The 21,112-nt window shown below is 63.2% G+C and carries 8 protein-coding genes and 2 pseudogenes; 9 read left to right on the top strand and 1 reads right to left on the bottom strand.

The features are described 5' to 3' along the window. Positions 1–29 precede the first annotated feature (29 nt). From ACODR6_RS23475 to ACODR6_RS23455, 5 genes and pseudogenes are all read left to right on the top strand, one after another. A pseudogene (locus tag ACODR6_RS23475) lies at positions 30–941 on the top strand (ABC transporter permease subunit). Further along, positions 938–1,852: pseudogene (locus ACODR6_RS23470) on the top strand (ABC transporter permease subunit). The pseudogenes ACODR6_RS23475 and ACODR6_RS23470 overlap by 4 nt, the downstream one beginning before the upstream one ends. Before the next feature lie 35 nt (positions 1,853–1,887). Next, the gene (locus ACODR6_RS23465; RefSeq protein WP_489024700.1) at positions 1,888–2,967 is read left to right on the top strand and encodes an ABC transporter ATP-binding protein; all 1,080 of its coding nucleotides are present in this window, start codon (positions 1,888–1,890) and stop codon (positions 2,965–2,967) included. 34 nt (positions 2,968–3,001) lie between these two features. Further along, a complete protein-coding gene (locus ACODR6_RS23460) occupies positions 3,002–3,853 on the top strand; it encodes a phosphodiesterase (protein WP_489024698.1) in 852 nt (283 codons plus the stop codon). Between the two features lie 350 nt (positions 3,854–4,203). Beyond that, on the top strand, positions 4,204–4,863 hold the full coding sequence (locus ACODR6_RS23455; RefSeq protein WP_112719993.1) for a response regulator: 660 nt from the start codon (positions 4,204–4,206) through the stop codon (positions 4,861–4,863). 15 nt (positions 4,864–4,878) lie between these two features. Here the strand turns inward: ACODR6_RS23455 and ACODR6_RS23450 are convergent, their stop codons facing one another. Beyond that, on the bottom strand, positions 4,879–6,324 hold the full coding sequence (locus ACODR6_RS23450) for a sensor histidine kinase (protein WP_489024695.1): 1,446 nt from the start codon (positions 6,322–6,324) through the stop codon (positions 4,879–4,881). Between the two features lie 267 nt (positions 6,325–6,591). Between ACODR6_RS23450 and ACODR6_RS23445 the strand changes: the two genes are divergently transcribed. The 4 genes from ACODR6_RS23445 to ACODR6_RS23430 all read left to right on the top strand — a co-directional run. Beyond that, positions 6,592–15,480, top strand: coding sequence for a peroxidase family protein (locus ACODR6_RS23445; RefSeq protein ID WP_489024693.1), 8,889 nt, complete (start codon positions 6,592–6,594; stop codon positions 15,478–15,480). 70 nt (positions 15,481–15,550) lie between these two features. Then, the gene (locus ACODR6_RS23440; protein ID WP_489024691.1) at positions 15,551–17,314 is read left to right on the top strand and encodes a type I secretion system permease/ATPase; all 1,764 of its coding nucleotides are present in this window, start codon (positions 15,551–15,553) and stop codon (positions 17,312–17,314) included. Beyond that, positions 17,311–19,788, top strand: a complete 2,478-nt coding sequence (locus tag ACODR6_RS23435) for a calcium-binding protein (protein ID WP_489024689.1) — start codon at positions 17,311–17,313, stop codon at positions 19,786–19,788. Before ACODR6_RS23440 ends, ACODR6_RS23435 begins: the two co-directional genes overlap by 4 nt. A gap of 19 nt (positions 19,789–19,807) precedes the next feature. After that, a partial coding sequence (locus ACODR6_RS23430; protein WP_489024687.1) for an HlyD family type I secretion periplasmic adaptor subunit occupies positions 19,808–21,112 on the top strand: 1,305 nt, incomplete at its 3' end.

Below are 21,112 nucleotides of genomic sequence, written 5' to 3'. Positions count from 1 at the left end.
GCTCCCCATAGTTTCTGGCCGAGCATCACATGATTAAACGCGTCGTCTTCGAAGAGCGGTGGCTGCCTTACCCGCTGATAGGTCCGCAGCTGCTGATCATCTTCCTGTTCTTCTACTGGCCGACCGGCTAGGCCCTGTTCTGGTCCTTCACGCTCGAACCGCCTTTCGGCGGCGATGCCGTCTGGGTCGGTCTTCGCAACATCGCCGAGATCGCCGTCAGCCCGGTCTATCACAGCGCCATCCGCAACACGCTGATCATGTCGGTTTCGACGACGGTGATTGCGCTCGGTCTCGGGCTGATCTTTGCCGTCTTCGCCGACCGGGGCCTGCGCGGCACGATCATCTACAAGACCGCGATCATGTGGCCCTATGCGGTCGCAGCACCCGTCGCCGCTGTCGCCTGGCAATATATCTTCCAGCCGCAGATCGGCTTCATGGGCATCGTCAACCAGTGGTATCCGGGTTTCTGGAACCCGTCGCTGAATGGCGGCGACGCGCTGATCATGGTCATCGTCGCCTCCAGCTGGACCTCGATCACTTTCAATTTCGTGTTCTTTCTGGCCGGCCTGCAGGCAATCCCCAACAGCCTCGTCGAAGCCGCCGCCATGGATGGCGCCGGACCGGTGCGCCGCTTCTTCGACCTGGTCTTCCCGCTGATCTCGCCGACCTTCTTCCTGCTGCTGGTGCTGAACGTCACGACCTCCTTCACTGAAGGCTTCGGTATCATCAACGTCATGACCCAGGGCGGCCCCGGCAACGCCACGCAGACGATGGTCTACAAGATTTACAAGGACGGCTTCGTCGGCCTCGACCTCTCCTCGTCCTCGGCACAGTCGCTGATCCTGATGGCGCTCGTCATCTCGGTGACGCTCCTGCAGTTCCGCTTCGTCGAGCGCAAGGTCCACTACGCCGGTTCCGACAAGGGGGAGGCAAGCGAATGATCGAGAAAACCCCAATCCTCAATTTCGTCACCCATGCCGTGCTGATCACCGCAACGCTGTTGATGTGCTTCCCGATCTATGTGTCGTTCATCACCGCGACGCTGCCGCTGGAGCGCATGGCGTAATTCCCGAAGCCGCTGCTGCCCGACGACCAGTTGCTGGTCAACATGGCCGCCGCCTGGGAAAAAGGCGGCTTCTCGACGCTTTATATGAACTCGCTGATCTCGGCGACGATCATCATGGTCGGCAAGATCGTCATCGCCATGATCACCGCCTTCAGCCTCGTCTACTTCCGTTTCCGCTTCCGCGGCATCGCCTTCTGGATGATCTTCATCACCCTGATGCTGCCGCTCGAAGTGCGCATCGTGCCGACCTACGAAGTCGCCTCGAACGTGTTGCTGCCGCTGCAGCGGATCCTGGAATGGACCGGCCTCGCCTGGCTGATCCAGACCGCATCCGGCATCCGCGTCGATCTCAACTGGAGCCTGATCAATTCCTACGCCGGCCTGACCCTGCCGCTGATCGCCACGGCAACCGGCACCTTCCTGTTCCGCCAGTTCTTCCTGACCATCCCCGACGAGCTGACGGAAGCGGCGAAGATGGATGGTTCCGGGGCACTGCGCTTCCTCTGGGATGTGCTTCTGCCGCTGTCGCGCACCAATATCGCGGCCCTTGCCGTCATCATGTTCGTCTTCGGCTGGAACCAGTATCTCTGGCCGCTCCTCGTCACATCAGGTTCCGAATACCGCACGCTGACCATCGGGCTGACCTTCATGCAGCCAGGCCCCGATGGCGCTTCGGACTGGAACGTCATCCTGGCCGGCGCCCTGCTCGTCATGCTGCCGCCGGTCGCCGTGGTGGTTTTCGCCCAGCGCTGGTTCGTCAAGGGCCTGGTCAACTCGGAAAAGTAGCCGCCTGCGGCTGACTAAAAGCAAGGATATTTCACATGGCCGAAATCCAATTTTCCAACATCACCAAGTCCTTCGGCGCGACGCAGGTGCTCCACAGCCTCAACCTGCAGATCGAGCGCGGCGCCTTCGCCGTCATCCTCGGTCCGTCCGGTTGCGGCAAGTCCACGCTGCTCAGGCTGCTTGCCGGGCTGGAGCGTGCCTCCGGCGGCGAGATCGAGATCGCCGGCCGCCGCGTCGAGACGCTGGAACCGCGCCAGCGCGACGTCGCGATGGTGTTCCAGAACTACGCGCTCTATCCACATATGTCGGTTGCTCAGAACCTCGGCTATTCGCTGGTGGTCGCAGGCGTCAAGCGCGCCGAGATCGACCGCCGCGTCGCCGAGGTCGCCCGCACCCTGCAGCTCGAGGATTACCTGCAGCGCAAGCCCGGCCAGCTCTCCGGCGGCCAGCGCCAGCGCGTCGCCATGGGCCGCGCCATCATCCGCGAGCCCAAGGTTTTCCTCTTCGACGAGCCGCTCTCCAACCTCGACGCCAAGCTGCGCACCCAGATGCGGCTCGAGATCAAGCGCCTGCACCGCAAGCAGGGCGTCACCAGCCTGTTCGTCACCCATGACCAGATCGAGGCGATGACGCTTGCCGACATCCTGATCGTCATGAACAAGGGCCGCATCGAGCAGATCGGCAAGCCTGCCGATATCTACGCGCGCCCGGCAACCGCCTTCGTCGCGAGCTTCCTCGGCTCCCCGCCGATGAACCTGATCCCGGCTGTTGTCGATGACAGCGGCTGCGGCGTGGTGCTCGGCGGCGAGATGCGCATCCCGCTCGGCGGCGCCGTGCCCGCAGCACCCGGCAGCGAGATCGTCGCCGGCATCCGGCCCGAGCATGTGCAGATCGGCCGGGGCGCCAATCTGCCGGTGGAGTTCGTCGAGGAACTCGGAAACGGCCGCCAGGTGCATCTGCGGATCGGCCAGACGGGCATGGCCGCCCTGCTGCCCGCCAGCGACAAGCAGGCCGTCGGCACCACGCTCCCGGTCAGCCTGCCCTCCGAACACCTCCATTTCTTCGGCAGCGACGGCCGCCTGATGGAATTGCAGCCGAAAAGCGCGGCAGCCTGAAACGATAAAATCACGAAATCATAAGGAGACTGATATGCCCAAATTCATCCAGCTGACCGACGTGCACCTGATGCCGCCGGGCAGCGCGCTGTTCGATACCGATCCGGAAGTGCGCCTGCGCCAGGCGCTGCGCGATATCCGCGCCAACCAGGCAGATGCCGAATGGCTGATCTTCAGTGGCGACCTGACCCATCGCGGCGAGCCGGAAGCCTATGCGCTGCTGCGCGATATCCTCGACCAGGAAACCGTCATCCCCTACCGCCTGATGATCGGCAATCACGACAATCGCGATAACTTCCGCTCGATCTTCCCGGATCAGCCCGTCGACGACAATGGCTTCGTGCAGTCGGTGATCGACTATGACAGCTGCCGCCTGATCATGCTCGACACCGTGGAGCACGGCAAACATACCGGCCATATGGACGAGGCCCGCCTCAGCTGGCTGAAGGACCGCCTTGCCGAGGTGCTGGACAAGCCCGTCTACCTCTTCTTCCACCACCCGCCCTTCGACATCGGCATGGGCGTCGACCGGATCCGCATGGTGGACGACGAGCCGCTGCTCGCCGTGCTCAAGACGCATCCGGCCATCCGCCACATGTATTTCGGCCATGTCCACCGCCCGATCGCCGGCTCCTGGCACGGCATCCCGATGTCGATGAGCTACGGCCTGAACCACCAGGCCGGCCTCAATCTCAGCGGCATGAAGCATCCCGACCGCTCGGGCCCGGCAGAATATGCCGTGACCCTCGCCGACGGCCCGACGACCGTCGTCCACTTCCACGATTTCCTCTACCTCTACCCCGTGATCATCACCCCCGGCATGGGCGGCGGTGGCGGCTTCAAGCGGACGATGGCGGAGAATATGCCGGTCAAGAGCGAGGCCTGACCGCATAAGTCGCGAGCCGGGGCGGCCTGGCTCGCGACGCATTTGCAGCCGGGAAATCGGCGTGCACGAAATCTATCGATACACGCATTGATAGTGAATTATTTCGAGCGAAGCACCGCATCGAACCACCTCACCCACCCCAAAAGGGCGGCTTTGCCGGGCATGTCGAGCAGACAAGGTCACAGATGCAATTGCGAACCAATTGCAAGTTACGGCAAATAGATAGCATAGAATAAAACATCCATCGCAAGCGATATTACGACTTCCAATGTAGTCCTAATGGACTAGATGGACACTATATTGGTTTGATCCTATAAATTATTCTATGTAAGTTGTAGATGGTGCGTAAAATGAGCAAGATTTCATTGGCACTCATAGACGACCACCCGGTAATGCTGGCGGGATTGAGTGAAATCCTGAAAAGCCATCCGAAGTTTACGGTCGCCGCCACCGGATCGAGTGCCGATGATGCGCTGGAGATCGGGCTGAAATGCGCGCCCGATGTTTTCATCGTCGACCTGATGATGCCCGGCAATATCTTCGACGCGATCGCCAAGCTGGTTGAGAAAATCCGCACGAGAATCCTGGTCTTCACCGCCAATACCGGCAGCGACTATGCCGTGCGTGCGCTCAATGCCGGCGCCAGCGGCTATGTGCTGAAAGGCAGCAGCATCCAGGAGCTGATCCAGGCGATCGCCGCCGTCCACCGCGGCGACATGTTCATCACCCCGGCCTTTGCCTGCAAGGTGATCGAGGAGCTGAAGATCGCCTCGCTGCGCAAGAAGGCGGGCGGCGATGTGAAGCTCAGCATCCGCGAAGGGCAGATCATCGGCATGCTGTTGCGCGGCTTCACCAACAAGCAGATCGCAACCGGCCTCAATATCGGCGAGAAGACCGTCAAGAACTACATGACAATCCTGATGCAGAAGCTGAATGCCCGCAATCGCCTGGAAGTGCTGATTGCCGCGCAGAAGCTCGAAGGCGGCGGAGAGGCGCTGCCGCGCCACTGAACGCCGGGCGACGCACTAGATGCCGTTTCCCTCCATCGGCACGATCACCTTCAACTCCGTTCCCGACCCCTGCCGCGCCCGGATTTCGACGCTGCCGCCGAAGGCTTCCACACGGTTGCGGATGCCCTGCAGCCCGAGCGGGCGGTGGCTCGACGTGGCGCTCGGCGCCGAAAGACCGGGACCTTCATCGGTGATGACGACGGTGATCGCCGAAAGATCGGCCGAAGCCGAGACATGCTGCCCCTGCCCGCCGCCGTGGCGAAACGCATTGTTCAACCCCTCCTGCACCACCCTGTACAGACAGATCTTCAGGGGATGGGCGACGCGCTCCGGCAATGCCTCGTAGTCAGCCGACACCTTCGATCCTGTCGCATATTCATGCTGCTCCACCGCATTGCGCAGCGCCGCCTCCAGCGGCATATGCTCGATCTCCGGCATGACCAGCCCGGTCGAGAGCTCGCGCAGTTCGTTCAGCACCAGCCGGGCAAGATGCGCCGGCGCAAGCTCGGCGCCCCTGATATCCGGCAGGTGCTCGAGCGCCGCCTTCGGCAGCCCTGACGCCCCGCCGCTGAGCTTCAGGATCAGCAGGCTGAGCAGCTGCACCGGGCCATCATGCAGATCGGCGCCGATCCGGTTCAACAGCTGCTCGTTCGACTTGCTGGCATCCATGCGCGCCCGGTCAGCCGCCTTGCGCAGCTCGGTATTCTGCCGCGCCAGGGCCTGCGCTTGGGTCAGCTGCGTCTTCAGGATCATCCGCTGATAGGCGATCGTATGGCTGGCGCGCCGCACGATCAGGAACAAGAGCGCCATGATCGCCAGCGTCGTCGCCCCGACGATCGCCCAGGTCTGCTGCTGCACCCGGTTGCGCTGGACGATGAAATCGGCCGCTTCCTCATAGAGCTCACCGACCGCGATCACCTCATGGGTATCGGGCTCGTAGATCGGCGCGTAGATCTCGATCAGCGGCCGCCGCGTCGGCGGCCCGTCCTCCTCGCCGTCGTCATGGCTGTCCTCCAGCTGCGCCACGACCTGCCCGGCAAAAGCGCGGTCGATGTCCTCGGACGGGAATTTCTGGCCGATCAGCTGCTTGTTGGTGCTGTAAATGACCAATCCATCATGCCGCCAGATCCTGAAGCCCTCGACCCGTCTTGCGAGATCGGTGCCGATCAGGAGATCGTCGAGTTCGAGCTGCCGGGCCTCTGAAACCTTGGGGTCGCTCGCCGGTCCGTCGACATGCCGGGCAAGGAACCCCTCCATATAGAGCGCCCCGGACTCGGCCCGGCTTCTGAGCTGGTTCGCAGCGATCCGACCGCTCAGCCACTCGCCGAGAAGCGCCATCGAGCAACAGATGACGAGCCCGGCAACGATCAGAAATTGCTGTGTCAGATCAAGGCGTTGCCACACCCTGGAAATGCCGGACACACCGCCGCCCGGCTCTTTTTTGTACGGGACGTAAGTCACATTTCCTCCCGGGTCGAAAGTCCCGGCCCCCTGAAGACCAAAGTCTTTAGACGTCTCCGGACCTTTGGAACTATGCCATGACCTCCCCCGAAGACATCATCTGATCATCGCAGATAATGCCGTTCACTTTCCACCGGATTTTTGCGCTCGCGGCATGACCGCACAGTAAAAACCGGAAGGCGACCGGAATATCCCTGCGATTTCACACTGGGGATCAAGCATTGGCGAAACGATAACGTTTCCAATGCAATCGGAGGGGAGAGTAACATGGTCACCTATATTCGCTCGGATCTCGATTTCATCTTGGCGCAGATCAAGATTGCGGAGGCGCATTCCGCGGGAGCCACGCTCTACGGCGAAGACGGCTTGATCCCGGCGTACAACGTCGCCTGGGGCCTGCGCACGGTCGATGGCAGTTACAACCACCTCCTGCCCGGCCAGGAAATGTGGGGCGCCGCAGGTGCCGAGTTCCCCGAACTGATGTCGCCGATCTACCGGCCCGCTGATGGCACGCCCTTCGATCCCGACGGCCCGAACGGTCCGGCTCCGGCGATGCCGACGGCACCCAACTACAACCCATCGAACAATCCCAATTCGCTGGTCTTCGATTCCAGCCTGCGCACCATCTCCAACCTGCTCGTCGATCAGACTCTCGGCAACCCGGCCGCGATCCTGACCGCACTTGAGCGGGCCGGCGCAGCAAGTCCGATGACTGATCTCCCCTTGGTTACGGCGATCTACCAGACGTTCAAGCCCGCTTCCGATGCCGAATATCAGGCGCGCGTCGCGATGCAGAACGCGAAGGCTGCGGCCGATGCGCTCGGCGATGGCGATCCCAACAACACGCCGACCCCGGAAGAGCAGAACGCCCTGGACACATTGGCGAATGCCACGGCAGCGCATGCCGCGACAGTGACGGCTCTGGAAGCCGCTCGCGAGGTCCGCGATGCGGCACTTGAGCCCTTCGGTATCACCATGCAGGGCGACAATGTCTACCTCCCCGCCGTCGCGCCGGATGAAGGCCTGTCGGCACCGTTCAATTCGTGGTTCACGCTGTTCGGCCAGTTCTTCGATCACGGCCTGGACCTGATCAACAAGGGCGGCAGCGGCACGGTGTTCATCCCTCTGGCGGAAGACGATCCGCTCTACGTCCCCGGTAGCCATACAAACTTCATGGTGCTGACCCGCGCGACAGTCTCTGCGGGCCCGGACAATATGATGGGCACCGAGGATGATATCCGCCCCGTCAACACTACGACCTCTTATGTCGACCAGAACCAGACTTATGCCTCGCATGCATCGCACCAGGTCTTCCTGCGCCAGTATCAGCTCAATGCAGCGGGCGACCCCGTGGCGACCGGCAAGCTTATCGAGGGCGCGAATGGCGGCATGGCCACCTGGGGCGAAGTGAAAGCTCAGGCGAAGACGCTGCTCGGCATCAACCTGACGGATGCCGATGTCGGCGCCGTGCCGCTGCTGCGCACCGACCCCTACGGCAATTTCATTCCCGGTCCGAACGGCTTCCCGCAGATCATCCTCGGGATCGGCGCCGACGGCATCCCCAACACGGCCGATGACGTCGTACTCGAAGGCAATCCGGCCGCCAACGGCGGACTAGGCGTCTCGACGACGGGCGCCATCCGCACCGCCAGCGCGTTCCTGGCCGACATCGCCCATGAGGCCGTGCCGATCGGCAAGATCGCCGATGGCGACATCACCATCGGCCTCGGCAACCCGGGCAATGGCGATACCGAATATGATAACGAGTTGCTGGACGCGCACTTCATCGCCGGCGACGGCCGCGTCAACGAAAATATCGGCCTGACCGCCGTCCACCATGTCTTCCATGCCGAGCACAACCGGCTCGTCCAGCACACCAAGGACACGGTGCTGGCGAGCAACGATCTGACCTTCATCAACGAATGGCTGGAAGTCGATCTGGTTGCCCTGCCGACGCCCGCACAGATCGCAGCACTGGTCTGGGATGGCGAGCGCCTGTTCCAGGCAGCCAAGTTCGGCACCGAGATGCAGTACCAGCATCTCGTCTTCGAAGAGTTCGCGCGCAAGATCCAGCCGAATATCAACGTCTTCCTGGTGCCGGATGGCTTCGACACCACCATCGACCCGTCGATCGTCGCCGAGTTCGCTCATGTCGTCTATCGCTTCGGTCACTCGATGCTGACCGAGTCGATCGACCGTTTCGATCCGTCGTTCAACGAAGACCATATCGGCCTGATCGAGGGCTTCCTCAATCCGCTCGCCTTCGACGGCGGCGACACCGGCGTTGCTCACTCGATCACTGACGACATTGCGGCTGGTGCCATTGTCCGCGGCATGACCCGGCAGGTCGGCAACGAGATCGACGAGTTCGTCACGACGGCGCTGCGCAACAACCTGCTCGGCCTGCCGCTCGATCTTGCAACGATCAACCTCGCCCGCGGACGCGACACCGGGGTGCCCTCATTGAACGAGGCGCGGCGCACCTTCTATGAGGCCACAAACGAGGACTCGCTGCTCAAGCCCTATGAGAGCTGGGTCGACTTCGCTGGTCACCTCAAGCACGAGGCGTCGATTATCAACTTCATCGCCGCCTATGGCACACATGAGTTGATCACCGGAGCCGATACGCTACAGGAAAAGCGCGACGCGGCGCTCACCATCATCACCGGCGTCTCCACGGGCGGGGTCGTCGTGCCGACAGACCGGCTCGACTTCCTGAACGCTACAGGCGCCTATGCCGGCGGCTCGCTCGGCGGCCTTGAAAACGTCGATCTCTGGATCGGCGGCCTTGCCGAACAGATCATGCCCTTCGGCGGCATGCTCGGCTCGACCTTCAACTTCGTCTTCGAAGTGCAGATGGAAAAGCTGCAGAACGGCGACCGCTTCTACTATCTGCAGCGCCTCGACGGGCTGCATCTGTTTGGCGAGATGGAGAACAACTCCTTCGCTGCGATGATCATGCGCAACACCGACGCCACGCATCTGCCGTCGGATGTCTTCTCGACGCCCGGCCTCATCCTCGAGATTGACCGCACCAAGCAATACAATCCCGGCCTGGGTGAAGATCCCGGCGCCGACGGCATACTGGAGGACGATCCGAATACGGTGGCGAATGAAAGCGCCGACAACCGCGGCATCGATCCTCTTGGCACCAGCCTGCTGACACCGCTCGTCATTCGCGACAACCCGGCCACCGCGGGCGCCGATGCGAACTATCTGCGCTATACCGGCGGCGACCACGTCGTCCTTGGCGGCACTGAAGCAAATGACACCCTGATTGCCGGCATCGGCGACGACACATTGTTCGGCGACGGCGGAAACGACCGGCTGGAAGGCGGCTTCGGCAACGACATCATCAACGGCGGCGACGGCCACGACATCATCGTCGACAGCGGCGGCGACGACAATATCAAGGCCGGCAAGGGCCATGACGTCGTGCATGCCGGTCCCGGCCTCGACCTCGTGATGGGCAATGACGGCCAGGACTTCATCTTCCTCGGCACCGACATGGGCTCGGAAGTCTTTGCCGGCACCGGCAACGACTTCATCTACGGCAACAAGAATGCCGAACGCATCCTCGGCAACGAGGGCGACGACTGGATCGAAACCGGTACCTTCGACGGCGCCCCCGGCGACAACTTCGACGAAATCTTCGCCCATGACGGCATCGACGGAAACGACGTGTTCCTCGGCGACGGCGGCTTCGACGAGTTCATCGGCGAAGGCGGCGACGACATCATGGTCGGCAGCGCCGGCCGCGGCAAGATGGCCGGTATGTCCGGCTTCGACTGGGCGACCTACAAGGACAATACGCTCGGCGTGAATGCCGACCTGTCGCGCCCGATCGTCTTCGACGAGGCTCCGACCCTGCCGCAGAACGCCGCCCTCGACGAATACGAGTCGATGGAAGGCCTGTCAGGCACCAGGTTCGCCGACGAGCTCGGCGGCACCGAAGACGTGGCGGCCGACCGCGCGAGCCTCAACAACGGCGGCGCCAGCGGCTATCTCGGCAGCGTGCTCGATGCCCAGGGCATCGCCCTGATCTCAGGCCTGCAGGCCGTCCTCGGGGCGGGCGTCACCTCCTTTGCCGGTGGAGACATCATCCTCGGCGGTGACGGCAGCGACAGGATCCAGGGCAATGGCGGCGACGACATCATCGATGGCGACAAGTGGCTGAACGTCCGCATCGGCATCATGAGTGGCTTCAATGACAACGGCCCGACCGGAACGGAAATTGCCGGCAATCCGAACATCAAGAGCATGACGAGCCTCGTCACGCTACGCCTTAATCAAGCAGGCGAAATTGTCGAAACTGGTGGGACTGAAGTTAAGAAGACGCTCGCTGCCTGGATGTTCGAAGGCAAGATCAACCCCGGCCAGCTGCAGATCATCCGTGAAATCACCACCACCGGAGCCGATGGCATCGCCGATACCGATATCGCCGTCTTCCGCGGCGACCGCGGTGAATATGCCTTCTCGGCCACCACTGATGGACAGGTCATCGTTACTCATGCTGTCGAAGACGCAATCGACGGCAGCGACCGGCTGCGCAACATCGAGAAGGTGGAGTTTGCCACGGGCAATGCGCTCAATATCATTGTCGGTACGGCCAACAGTGATGTTCCGCTCAACGGGACGGCCGAGGATGACCTCATCCTTGGCCTTGCCGGTGCGGATACGCTGAATGGCCTTGCGGGTGACGATATTCTCGTCGGTGGTGCCGACGGGGCGACGACGACGAGCACAACAGCAACTTACCGCGACAACTTCCAGAGCAATAGTTCCGGGAATAGCGATGGAACCACCAATTGGGGACCGAGTTGGATCGAAACGAACGACGGCACCGGTCAGACCAACCAGATCCGGATCGACGACGGCAACAACAACGTATTGCGTTTCTATGGCGGCACGGGGATGAACGGTGCCCAGATCACCCGTGACGTCAATTTGTCCGCCGCCACGACGGCAACAATCACATATGACTATGACGCGGACAACCTGGATGCCGGCGAGTTCGTCTTGGTGCGTTTCGCTGCCGATGGGGTGAACTACACCACTCTGAACACGATAGATGCCAATGATACTGGCAGCGGGAACCACGTCATCGCAGGACCGTTCTCGGCGACTGCACGTATCCGGTTCGAAGTCTCGGGCATCAGCGCGACGGAAGAAAATGTCGAGATCGATAACCTCGTCATCAACTTTACCACCGTCACCTCCACGCCTGCCGGCGACACACTGAATGGCGGCCTCGGCAACGACACCTATTCCTTCTCACTCGGCGACGGCACTGATGTCATCAATGAAGGCGTCTCTGCCACCAGCGGGGGCACGGCGGACAAGATCTCGATCCTTGCGCCGGTTACCGGAACGGATGTCGATGGTCTCCCCATCTATACGATCTCCGCACTCAACGTGGTCGACAACGGCGCCGGCACCAATGACGGCGACCTCGTCGTCAACTACAGCCTGCCCAATGGCGCGACCCCGCTGGCGCAGAGCGTCACGGTTCTCAACCACTTCGACGGCATCAATGCCCAGACCGGCGTCGAGTTCATCAACTTCAACGGCGCTTTCTTCAACGGCTACCAGCTGGTCGGCGACTATGCGATCAGCCGGGCAGACCCGACGGGCGGCACCCGAACCGTCAACCTCTCCGCATCCATCGCAAACAACCTCATTGCCGGCGAAGATGGCGATGATGACGCGATCACCGGCGGCAGCGGTAACGACCTGATCTTCGGTGGCGGTCAGGGCGACGATCTCGTCGGCGGCCTCGGCGACGACCTCCTGGTCGGCGGCACCGGAGACGACGATCTCGACAGCCGTCTCAATGCAGCCCTCGATGACTTCGAAGGCGCAATCGGCGCCGACACGATGGTCGGCGGCGCCGGTAACGACACCTACGGCGTCGACGATGTCCTCGACGTGGTGGTGGAAGCCGCGGGCGAAGGCACGGATACCGTCCAGACCTTCCTGGCCGAACTCTCGATTGCGGCCATGGCCAACGTCGAGAACCTCGCCTTCCTCGGCGCCGATGCCAGCCAGTTCGTCGGCACCGGCAACGCGGGCAACAACGCCATCACCGGCGGCGACCTCGCCGACACGCTGAGCGGCCTCGCCGGTAACGACACCCTGAATGGCGGCCTCGGCGCCGACACCATGATCGGGGGTGAAGGCAACGATATCTATCTCGTTGATGATGTCGGTGACGTCATCAACGAAAGCACCGGTCTCGCGGCCGATGTCGATACCGTACAGGCTTCGGTCAGCTTCACGCTGGCGACCGGGCTCGAAAACCTGACGCTGACGGGCGCCGACGCCATCAACGGCACCGGCAATGCCGGAATCAACACGATCATCGGCAATGACGCCGCCAACCAGCTGTTCGGCGGCGGCGACAACGACACACTGACGGGCAATGACGGCAACGACGTCCTCGATGGCGGCGCCGGCAATGACACGATCAGCGGCGGCGACGATAACGACACCATCATCGGCGGTGCCGGGAACGACACGATCGACGTCGGCGGTGGTTTCAACACGATCATCTACAACGCCACCAACTTCGGTAACGACGTCATCAACAGCTTCGACGCCACCGGCGGCACCCCGGCCAATCAGGATCGCATTGACCTCACCGGCCTCGGCGTGACGGCAGCGAACTTTGCCAACCGTGTGTTCGAATCCGCCGGCCCCGGCGGCAGCACCATCATTACCATCCGTGAGAACGGCGCGGCCTCGACCGTCCAGGGCACGATCCAGATCAATGGCGTCACCAACGCCAACATCGACATATCGGACTTCACGCTCGCAGCAGCACCACCCGCCAACTTCGGCGCACCGACGGCAAATGCGGACACGATCACCGGCAATGGTACAGCCAACGCCATCAACGGCCTCGGCGGCAACGATACGCTGAGTGGCGCGGGTGGGGACGATGTGATCAACGGCAACGAGGGCGCCGATACACTGAACGGCGGCGATGGCAACGACACGCTGACCGGCGGGACCGGAGTCAACGGCGGCACGTTCAGCGATAATTTCGATGGCGCGGTCTCCTACACTGATAACAATGGCACGCTGACCTTCGCCGGAGGGTGGACAGAAGGTGGCGGTGAGAATACCGGCGCAGGCAATGGTGATATCCAGATCAATACCGCCGACGGAAGCCGCCTGCACTTCGAACCCGGCATCACCGGCGGTGAGTTCATCCAGCGCGCTTTCGACCTCACAGGCGCAACCGGAGCAAGTGTCCAGTTCACCTATGTCGGCGACGGCGGACTCACCGGCAACGAGAACGTAACGGTCCAGGCCTGGAACCACACGACCAACAGCTGGGAGACTTTGACCGGCGGCGTGCTGAGCACGGCAAGCGGCACGTTCAACACCACCCTGTCGGCCGCGCAGATGGGACCGCAGTCTGCCATCCGCTTCCTGGCAAATGGCGACTGGGATGCTGGCGACGACTTCTTCGTCGACAACTTCATCGTCACCGCCACCGGAAGCCTCGGCGTCGACACCATCAACGGCGATGCCGGCGACGATACCGTTATCTGGAATGCCAATGCTTCCGGCGCCACGGATGGCCGCGATATCGTCAATGGCGGAACGGAAGGAGCCGCGGGCGACACCTTCGTCATCAACGGCAATGCCACGGCCGAGGCCTACACGATCTACACCAGGGCAGCCTGGCTGGCGATCGCGGGTAATGTCGCGGCAAACCTCAATGCCGCGACCGAAATCGTCGTGACCCGCAATGGCAGCAACAATGCCTCCGTCATCGCCGAACTCAGCGAGATCGAGGAAATCCGCATCAATGGTGTCGATCCCTCCGGAACATCCGGCAGCGCAGGGGCCGACAGCTTCAACATCGTCGGCGACTTCTCGACAACCAGCCTGCGTCTCAACACCATCACCATCGATGGCGACGCAGGGGATGATACGATCGATATCTCGGCGCTCGGTTCCGCCCACCGCATCGTCTTCCGCTCCAATGGCGGCAACGACACGATCATCGGAACGCTGCGTCCGCAGGATGTCATCGAGCTTGCCGCCGGTACCACCGCTGCAGACTACGAGATCACGACCGGGGCAAACGGCGTGACGACGATGACCAATGGCGAGCACAGCATCCAGTTCACCAGCGAAGGCGGGCTGCCGCAGTTCAATGGTGAAGGCACGACGGCCGAAGAGGAAGAAGACGATGCCGGCACGCCGCCGGCGCCGACACCGCCGGCCAACCCAACCCCGCCGGCAGCAACGACAGGCGCCATGATCGCCGGCACGGCAGCAGGCGACGTTCTCCTCGGTACGGCGAATGGCGAAACGATCGTCGGCTTTGCGGGCAATGACGTGGCAACCGGCGGCGCCGGTGCCGACATCATCCGCGGCGATGACGGCGACGACTTCCTCAATGCCGAAGGCGGCAGTGACATGGTCTTCGGCGGCGCCGGAAACGACGATCTCCTCGGCGGCGATGGCAACGACATGCTCTATGGCGATGCCGGATCCGACCGCGTCTTCGGCGATGCCGGCGACGACATGATCCAGACCGGTACGGGCAACGATACCGCCCATGGCGGGGACGGCAACGATCTCTTCGTGGCCGAAGCGGGTGACGGCGACGACACCTATTACGGTGACGCCGGCAGCGACACGCTGGATCTGGCGGCGATCACCGCCAATCTGAATGTCGATCTCGGCAGCGGCTTCATGGGCCGGGGCAGCGCCTCGAGCACGCAATCCGGCACCGATACGCTCTGGGGCATGGAAAATGTCGTCACCGGCTCCGGCAACGACACGATCACCGCCAATGCCTCCGCCAACACTCTCGATGGCGGCGCCGGAAACGACAAGTTCGTCTTCCTCTCCGAAAAGGATGCCGATGGCGACACGATCATCGGCTTCCAGCCCGGCGACAAGATCGACCTCAGCGGCACCGACGCCAATGGCGGTCTTGCCGGCAACCAGGCCTTCACGCTGGTCAACGGTTCGACGCTGACGGGCGCGGCGCAACTGATCGTCACGCATGAAGTCCGTGCCGATGGCGACTACACGGTCGTCCAGGGCAGCGTCGATGGCGACAACAGCGCCGAGCTGCGCCTCAGCATCAAGGGGAACCACAACCTCACCACTTCGGATTTCAATCTCTGATCCGAAAGGTCAGGTGCGCCGGAAAACCCGGCGCACCTGAATTCCCGTCATCAAAGAAGTGGTGAACGACATGCGCCCCAAGAACCCGCTGACCGGAGCCAAGCGCAAACAGGTCGAGAAGCTGACATCCGGATTGAGAGGGATCTTCGTGTTCCTCTTCTTCACCTCCGGCGCCATCAATATTCTCGCGCTGACCGGCTCTTTCTACATGCTGCAGATCTATGACCGCGCGCTGACGAGCGGCAGTGTCCCGACGCTGCTCGGCCTCTCGGCGCTCGCCATCGGCCTCTATCTCTTCCAGGGCCTCTTCGACATCATCCGCTCGCAAATCCTGGTGCGCATGGGCGCCCGGCTCGACAGCCGGATCGCCCCCCTCGCCCATCAGGTGGCGATCGACATGCCGCGTTTCGGCTTCTCGACAGCCGAAGCGCTGGAGCGCGGCCGGGATGTCGATACCGTCCGCTCCTTCCTCGGCAGTCAGGGCCCGGTGGCACTCTTCGATCTGCCCTGGATGCCGCTCTATCTCATCTTCGTCTACATGCTGCATCCCTATCTGGGAGCGCTTACCTTCGCCGGCGCCTTCGTGCTCTCCATGCTGACGATCATCACCGAGCTGGTGACCCGGCGGCTGGCGAGCGCCACGCACAAATCCGGCATCGAGCGCAACGCCATTGCCGATTCCAACGCCCGCAACGCCGATATCCTCAAGGCAATGGGCTTTGCCGGGCGGGCCGTCGAGCGCTTCAATCGCGCCAACCAGGATCATCTGGAACTTCAGACCCGCACCAACGATATCAGCGGCACATTCGGGGCGATCTCCCGCGTGCTGCGCATGATCCTGCAATCGGCCGTGCTCGGTCTCGGCGCCTGGCTGACGATCAAGGGCGAGCTTTCGGCAGGCGCCATCATCGCCGCCTCCGTTGCCTCCGCCCGGGCGCTCGCCCCTGTCGATCTGGCGATCGGCAACTGGAAAGGCTTCGTCGCCGCCCGCACTGCCTTCCTGCGACTGAAGGAAACCGTGATCGCGCTTGCCGGCGCCGAGCCGCCGATGGCGCTTCCCGCCCCCAGCCGCTCGCTGAAGGTCGAGAAGATCACCGTCGCCGCCCCCGGCTCCGGCCGCGTGCTGCTCAGCGAAGTCAGCTTCGAGGTTGCCGCCGGGCAGGCGCTCGGCATCATCGGCCCGAGCGGCGGCGGCAAGACGACGCTCGCCCGCGCACTCACCGGCGTCTGGCCGACGCTGCGCGGCAGTGTCCGGCTCGATGACGCCGAGCTTACGCAGTGGTCGGACGACGATCTCGGCCAGCATATCGGCTACCTGCCGCAGGATGTCGCGCTGCTGGATGCCTCGATCGAGGAAAACATCTCGCGGCTTGAGCCGCAGGTGGATGCCCGGGCGATCGTCGATTCAGCGCAGACCACCGGCATCCACGAGATGATCGTGCGCATGCCGGAGGGCTATCGCACCGCTCTCGGGCCACAGGGCGTCTCGCTCTCTGCGGGGCAGCGCCAGCGCATCGGCCTTGCCCGCGCGCTCTACCGCAATCCCTTCATCGTCGTCATGGATGAGCCGAACTCCAACCTCGATGGCGAGGGCGAAGCAGCACTCACTCAGACGATCAAGGCCGTGCGCGCCCGCGGCGGCATTGCCATCGTCATCGCTCACCGGCCAAGCGCATTGGCCGCAGTCGATATGGTCGCCGTCATCCAGAGCGGAAAGATGGTGGCCTTCGGACCCAAGGACGAGATCCTCAAGCCCGCAGCCGCCGAAACCGGCAGCCGGCCGGCCGCCATGACGCAGCTTGGATCACGCATCACCGCGAGGATGTCAGAATGATCGAGGTCAAAGGCACCAAAACCGCAAAGACCGAAGAAGACCCGCACGACCGCTACGTCCTGAAAAGTGACGACAAGCTGTCCCGGGTGCCGGTCTTCCTTTCCCTGCTGCTGACGGGCTTTGCGCTCTACCTGAAAAGCGCGCTCGGGAGCCCGCAGGAAGCCCCGCGGCGCGGCGAGGCCGATCCCCGCCGCCCCGCCGGCGATGAAGACGATCTGCCGCCGATCGACGTCGAAACCGCCGGCGCCGTGGTCCGCATGCCCGACGAAGAGATCGGCGGCTCCTACTCCGGCGGCAAACCGGGTGGCGTCGTGCTCTCCGGCCACAAGAACCGGGTCAGCTATGCGCTCACCGATTCCGACGCCATCGAGTTCAACCGGCTGAACCTGCCGAGCCTGTCGCTGCTGAAAAGCTTCGGCGGCGTCTCCGCCTCCTTCCACGCCTCCAATGACAATGCCTGGACCGGGCCGCGCCAGGTGCAACCGGATCCCGGCCCGCGCGCAGGCGGCGCTGATCGTTCTTCGAACGCAGAACCAACGGCGAAACCGGTCAACCGCGCTCCGCGTACCAACGGCCCGGTGACACTCGCCGATATATCCGGCTGCGGCCTGGCGCTGATCGGCCTTGCCGATCTGCTGCGCGGCAGCATCGATCCCGATGGCGACTTGCTGTCGATCAAGGATATTGCCGTGTCCTCGGGAAAACTCGTCCAGACCGCCAGCGGCTGGAGCTTCGACGCCGCCGGTCTCGGCCCGGTCACCATCACCTACATGATCAGCGACGGCCGGGCCCTGGTCTCGCAGACGGCGCATTTCTCCGTCGTCAAGGCACCACCGATCACCGGCACATCGGGCGACGACCTGATCGCCGGAACCGCCTGCGCCGACGATATCGAAGGCCTCGCCGGCAATGACAACATCGATGCCCGCAGCGGCAATGACGTGATCAGCGCCGGAGACGGCAACGACCACATCCTCGGCGGCAGCGGCAATGACACGATCTTTGCCGGCAATGGCGACGACATCGTGCTCGGCGGCCTCGGCGACGACCATGTCTGGGGCGGCGCCGGAAACGACCGGCTCTATGGCGAGGACGGCCGGGACAGCCTCTTCGGCGAGGCCGGCGACGACCTCCTCAGCGGCGGCGCCGATGCCGATCTGCTGCGCGGCGGCGATGGCGCCGACCAGCTCTATGGCGATGCCGGAAACGACATCATCGACGGCGAAGACGGCAACGACCGCCTCGATGGCGGCGACGGCGACGACGTTGTCCTCGGCAGCACCGGCGACGATCACCTCGCAGGCGGGACCGGCCGCGATGTGCTGAGCGGCGGCCGCGGCGCCGATACGGTCAAGGCCGAGGATGGCGATGATACCGTCACCGGCGATGCCGACCAGGCCGACGACATCTATGACGGCGGCGCCGGAACCGATACGCTCGACTATTCCGCCCTTGCCGAAGCCGTCGCGATCGACCTCGGCTCCGGCGAGGCCGAAAGCAGCGAGATCGGCTGCGACACCGTCACCGATTTCGAGATCGTCCGCGCCGGATCGGGAGACGATACGCTCACCGGCGGCGATGGCGCCGACGAGCTGCATGGCAATGCCGGCGATGACGAAATCAGCGGCGGCGCCGGTACCGATCTCGTCAAGGGCGGCGAAGGAAACGACACCGTCACCGGCGATTTCGACTGGGCTGCCGACAGCTATGACGGCGGCGAAGGCGTCGATACGCTCGACTATTCCGCAGCCGTCCTCTCCGTCGTCGTCGACCTCGTCGCCGCCAATGCCAGCGGCGCCGACATCGGCACGGACAGCATCAGCAACTTCGAGGTGATCAAGACCGGCGACGGCGACGACATCCTCCGCGATGGCGACGGCGAGGAATTTCTCTTCGCAGGCGATGGCGATGACACGGTTGAAGCGCGGGCCGATGAAGCCGACGACGTGTTCGACGGCGGCGATGGCGACGACACGATCGATTATTCGCAGACCGCCCATGGCGTGCTGATCGATCTCGAAAGCGGCAAGGCGACCGGTTTCGAAGTCGGTCAGGACATTATCGAGGGTTTCGAAAAGGCCGTTGCCGGCTCCGGCGACGATGTCATCCGGGCGGGACTGACCGCCGCGGTCATCTCGGGCGGCGATGGAAACGATACGTTCGAATTCACCGTCCCCGCCGGCGAAAGCAGCGCCGATGTCGTCCACCAGATCCTCGATTTCATGGTCGGCGATCGCATCGACATCTCCAAATACAAGATCTTCGAGGAGGTGCTCGACGGCATCGAGGAGCGCTTCGAGGATATCTACGGCGACAAGGCGGACAGCACGCCGCTACCCATCCGCGTCCGCCACGAGGGCACGGACGAACTGAGCCAGACGCTGATCGAGGTCGATATGGACAAGGACGAGCATTACGAGATGACCATCAATCTCACGGGTCACCATCTGCTTGTCATTGTCGAGAATGTGTAGAGACGGGGGGAGACAAGCGATGAACCAGGACCAGCAGCGGCCGTCGGCCGAAACCAACAACATGTTCCCGGTGGCGACCCGCATCACCGCCGGTATCGCCCTCGGCCTGCTGCTCTTTGCCGGCGCCGGCGGCTGGGCGGCGACCACGCAGCTCAGGGGCGCGATCATCGCTTCGGGGGTGATGAAGGTCGACCGGAACCTCAAATCGATCCAGCATCGCGACGGCGGCATCGTCAGCGAAATCGCGGTCAAGGAAGGCGATCAGGTCAGCAAGGGGCAGATCATGCTGCGCCTCGACGACGCCCAGACCCGCGCCGAGCTCTCGATCGTCCGCACCCAGCTCGTCGAACTCACCGCCCGTCAGGCGCGGCTGATCGCCGAGCGCGACAATGTGGAGGCGATCGCCTACCCGGCCGAGCTCGCAACCATCCTCGGCGAATTCCCGCTGGTCGCCACCGGCGAACAGAAGATGTTCGACGGCAACCGCCGCAACCGGCAGAACCAGAAGCAGCAGCTGCAGTATGGCATCTCGCAGCTTGAGGAAGAATTGAAGGGGCTGATCGCCCAGCGCGACGCCAAGGCTGGCGAGCTCGAACTGGTCCAGACCGAGCATGACAAGATCAAGGGACTGGCCGACAGGAAGCTGATCGACACGTCGCGCAAATATTTCATCGACCGCGAGATCGCCAAGCTGACCGGCGAGAGCGGCGAGATCCAGGCCAATATCGCCCGCTCCCGCGCCCGCATGAGTGAAATCCAGGTCCAGATCATCGCCATCGACGAAGCGGCGCGAACGGAAGCCCAGCGCGAACTCGGTATCGTCGAGCCGAAAATCTCGGAACTGAGGGAACGCCGCATCGCCGTCGAGGACCGCCTCGCCCGCACCGATATCCGCGCTCCTCTTTCAGGCACCGTTAACGAGCTCTTCGTCCACACGATCGGCGGCGTCATCACGCCTGCCGAAAAGCTGCTCACCCTCGTCCCCGCCGATGCCGCGCTGAAGATCGAGGCCCGCCTGGCGCCGACCGATATCGACCAGGTCTCGATCGGCCAGGAGACCCGCATGCGCTTCTCGGCCTTCAACCAGCGCTCGACGCCGGAGCTCTCCGGAAGCATCGCCTACGTCTCCGCCGCTACCAGCACCGACCCGTCAACCGGCCAGATCTTCTACTTAGCCGACATCGCCGTCTCCTCCACAGAACTCGCAAGGCTCGGCAACCACAAACTCCTGCCCGGCATGCCGGTCGAAGTCTTCATCTCGACACAGGAGCGGACGGCGCTGTCGTTTTTGACGAAGCCATTGACGGATCAGTTGAGCCGTGCG

Source organism: Rhizobium sp. FG96 (genome assembly GCF_057808655.1).
Note: the sequence above shows the minus strand (reverse complement) of the source record. Positions and strands in the feature narration are given on the sequence as shown.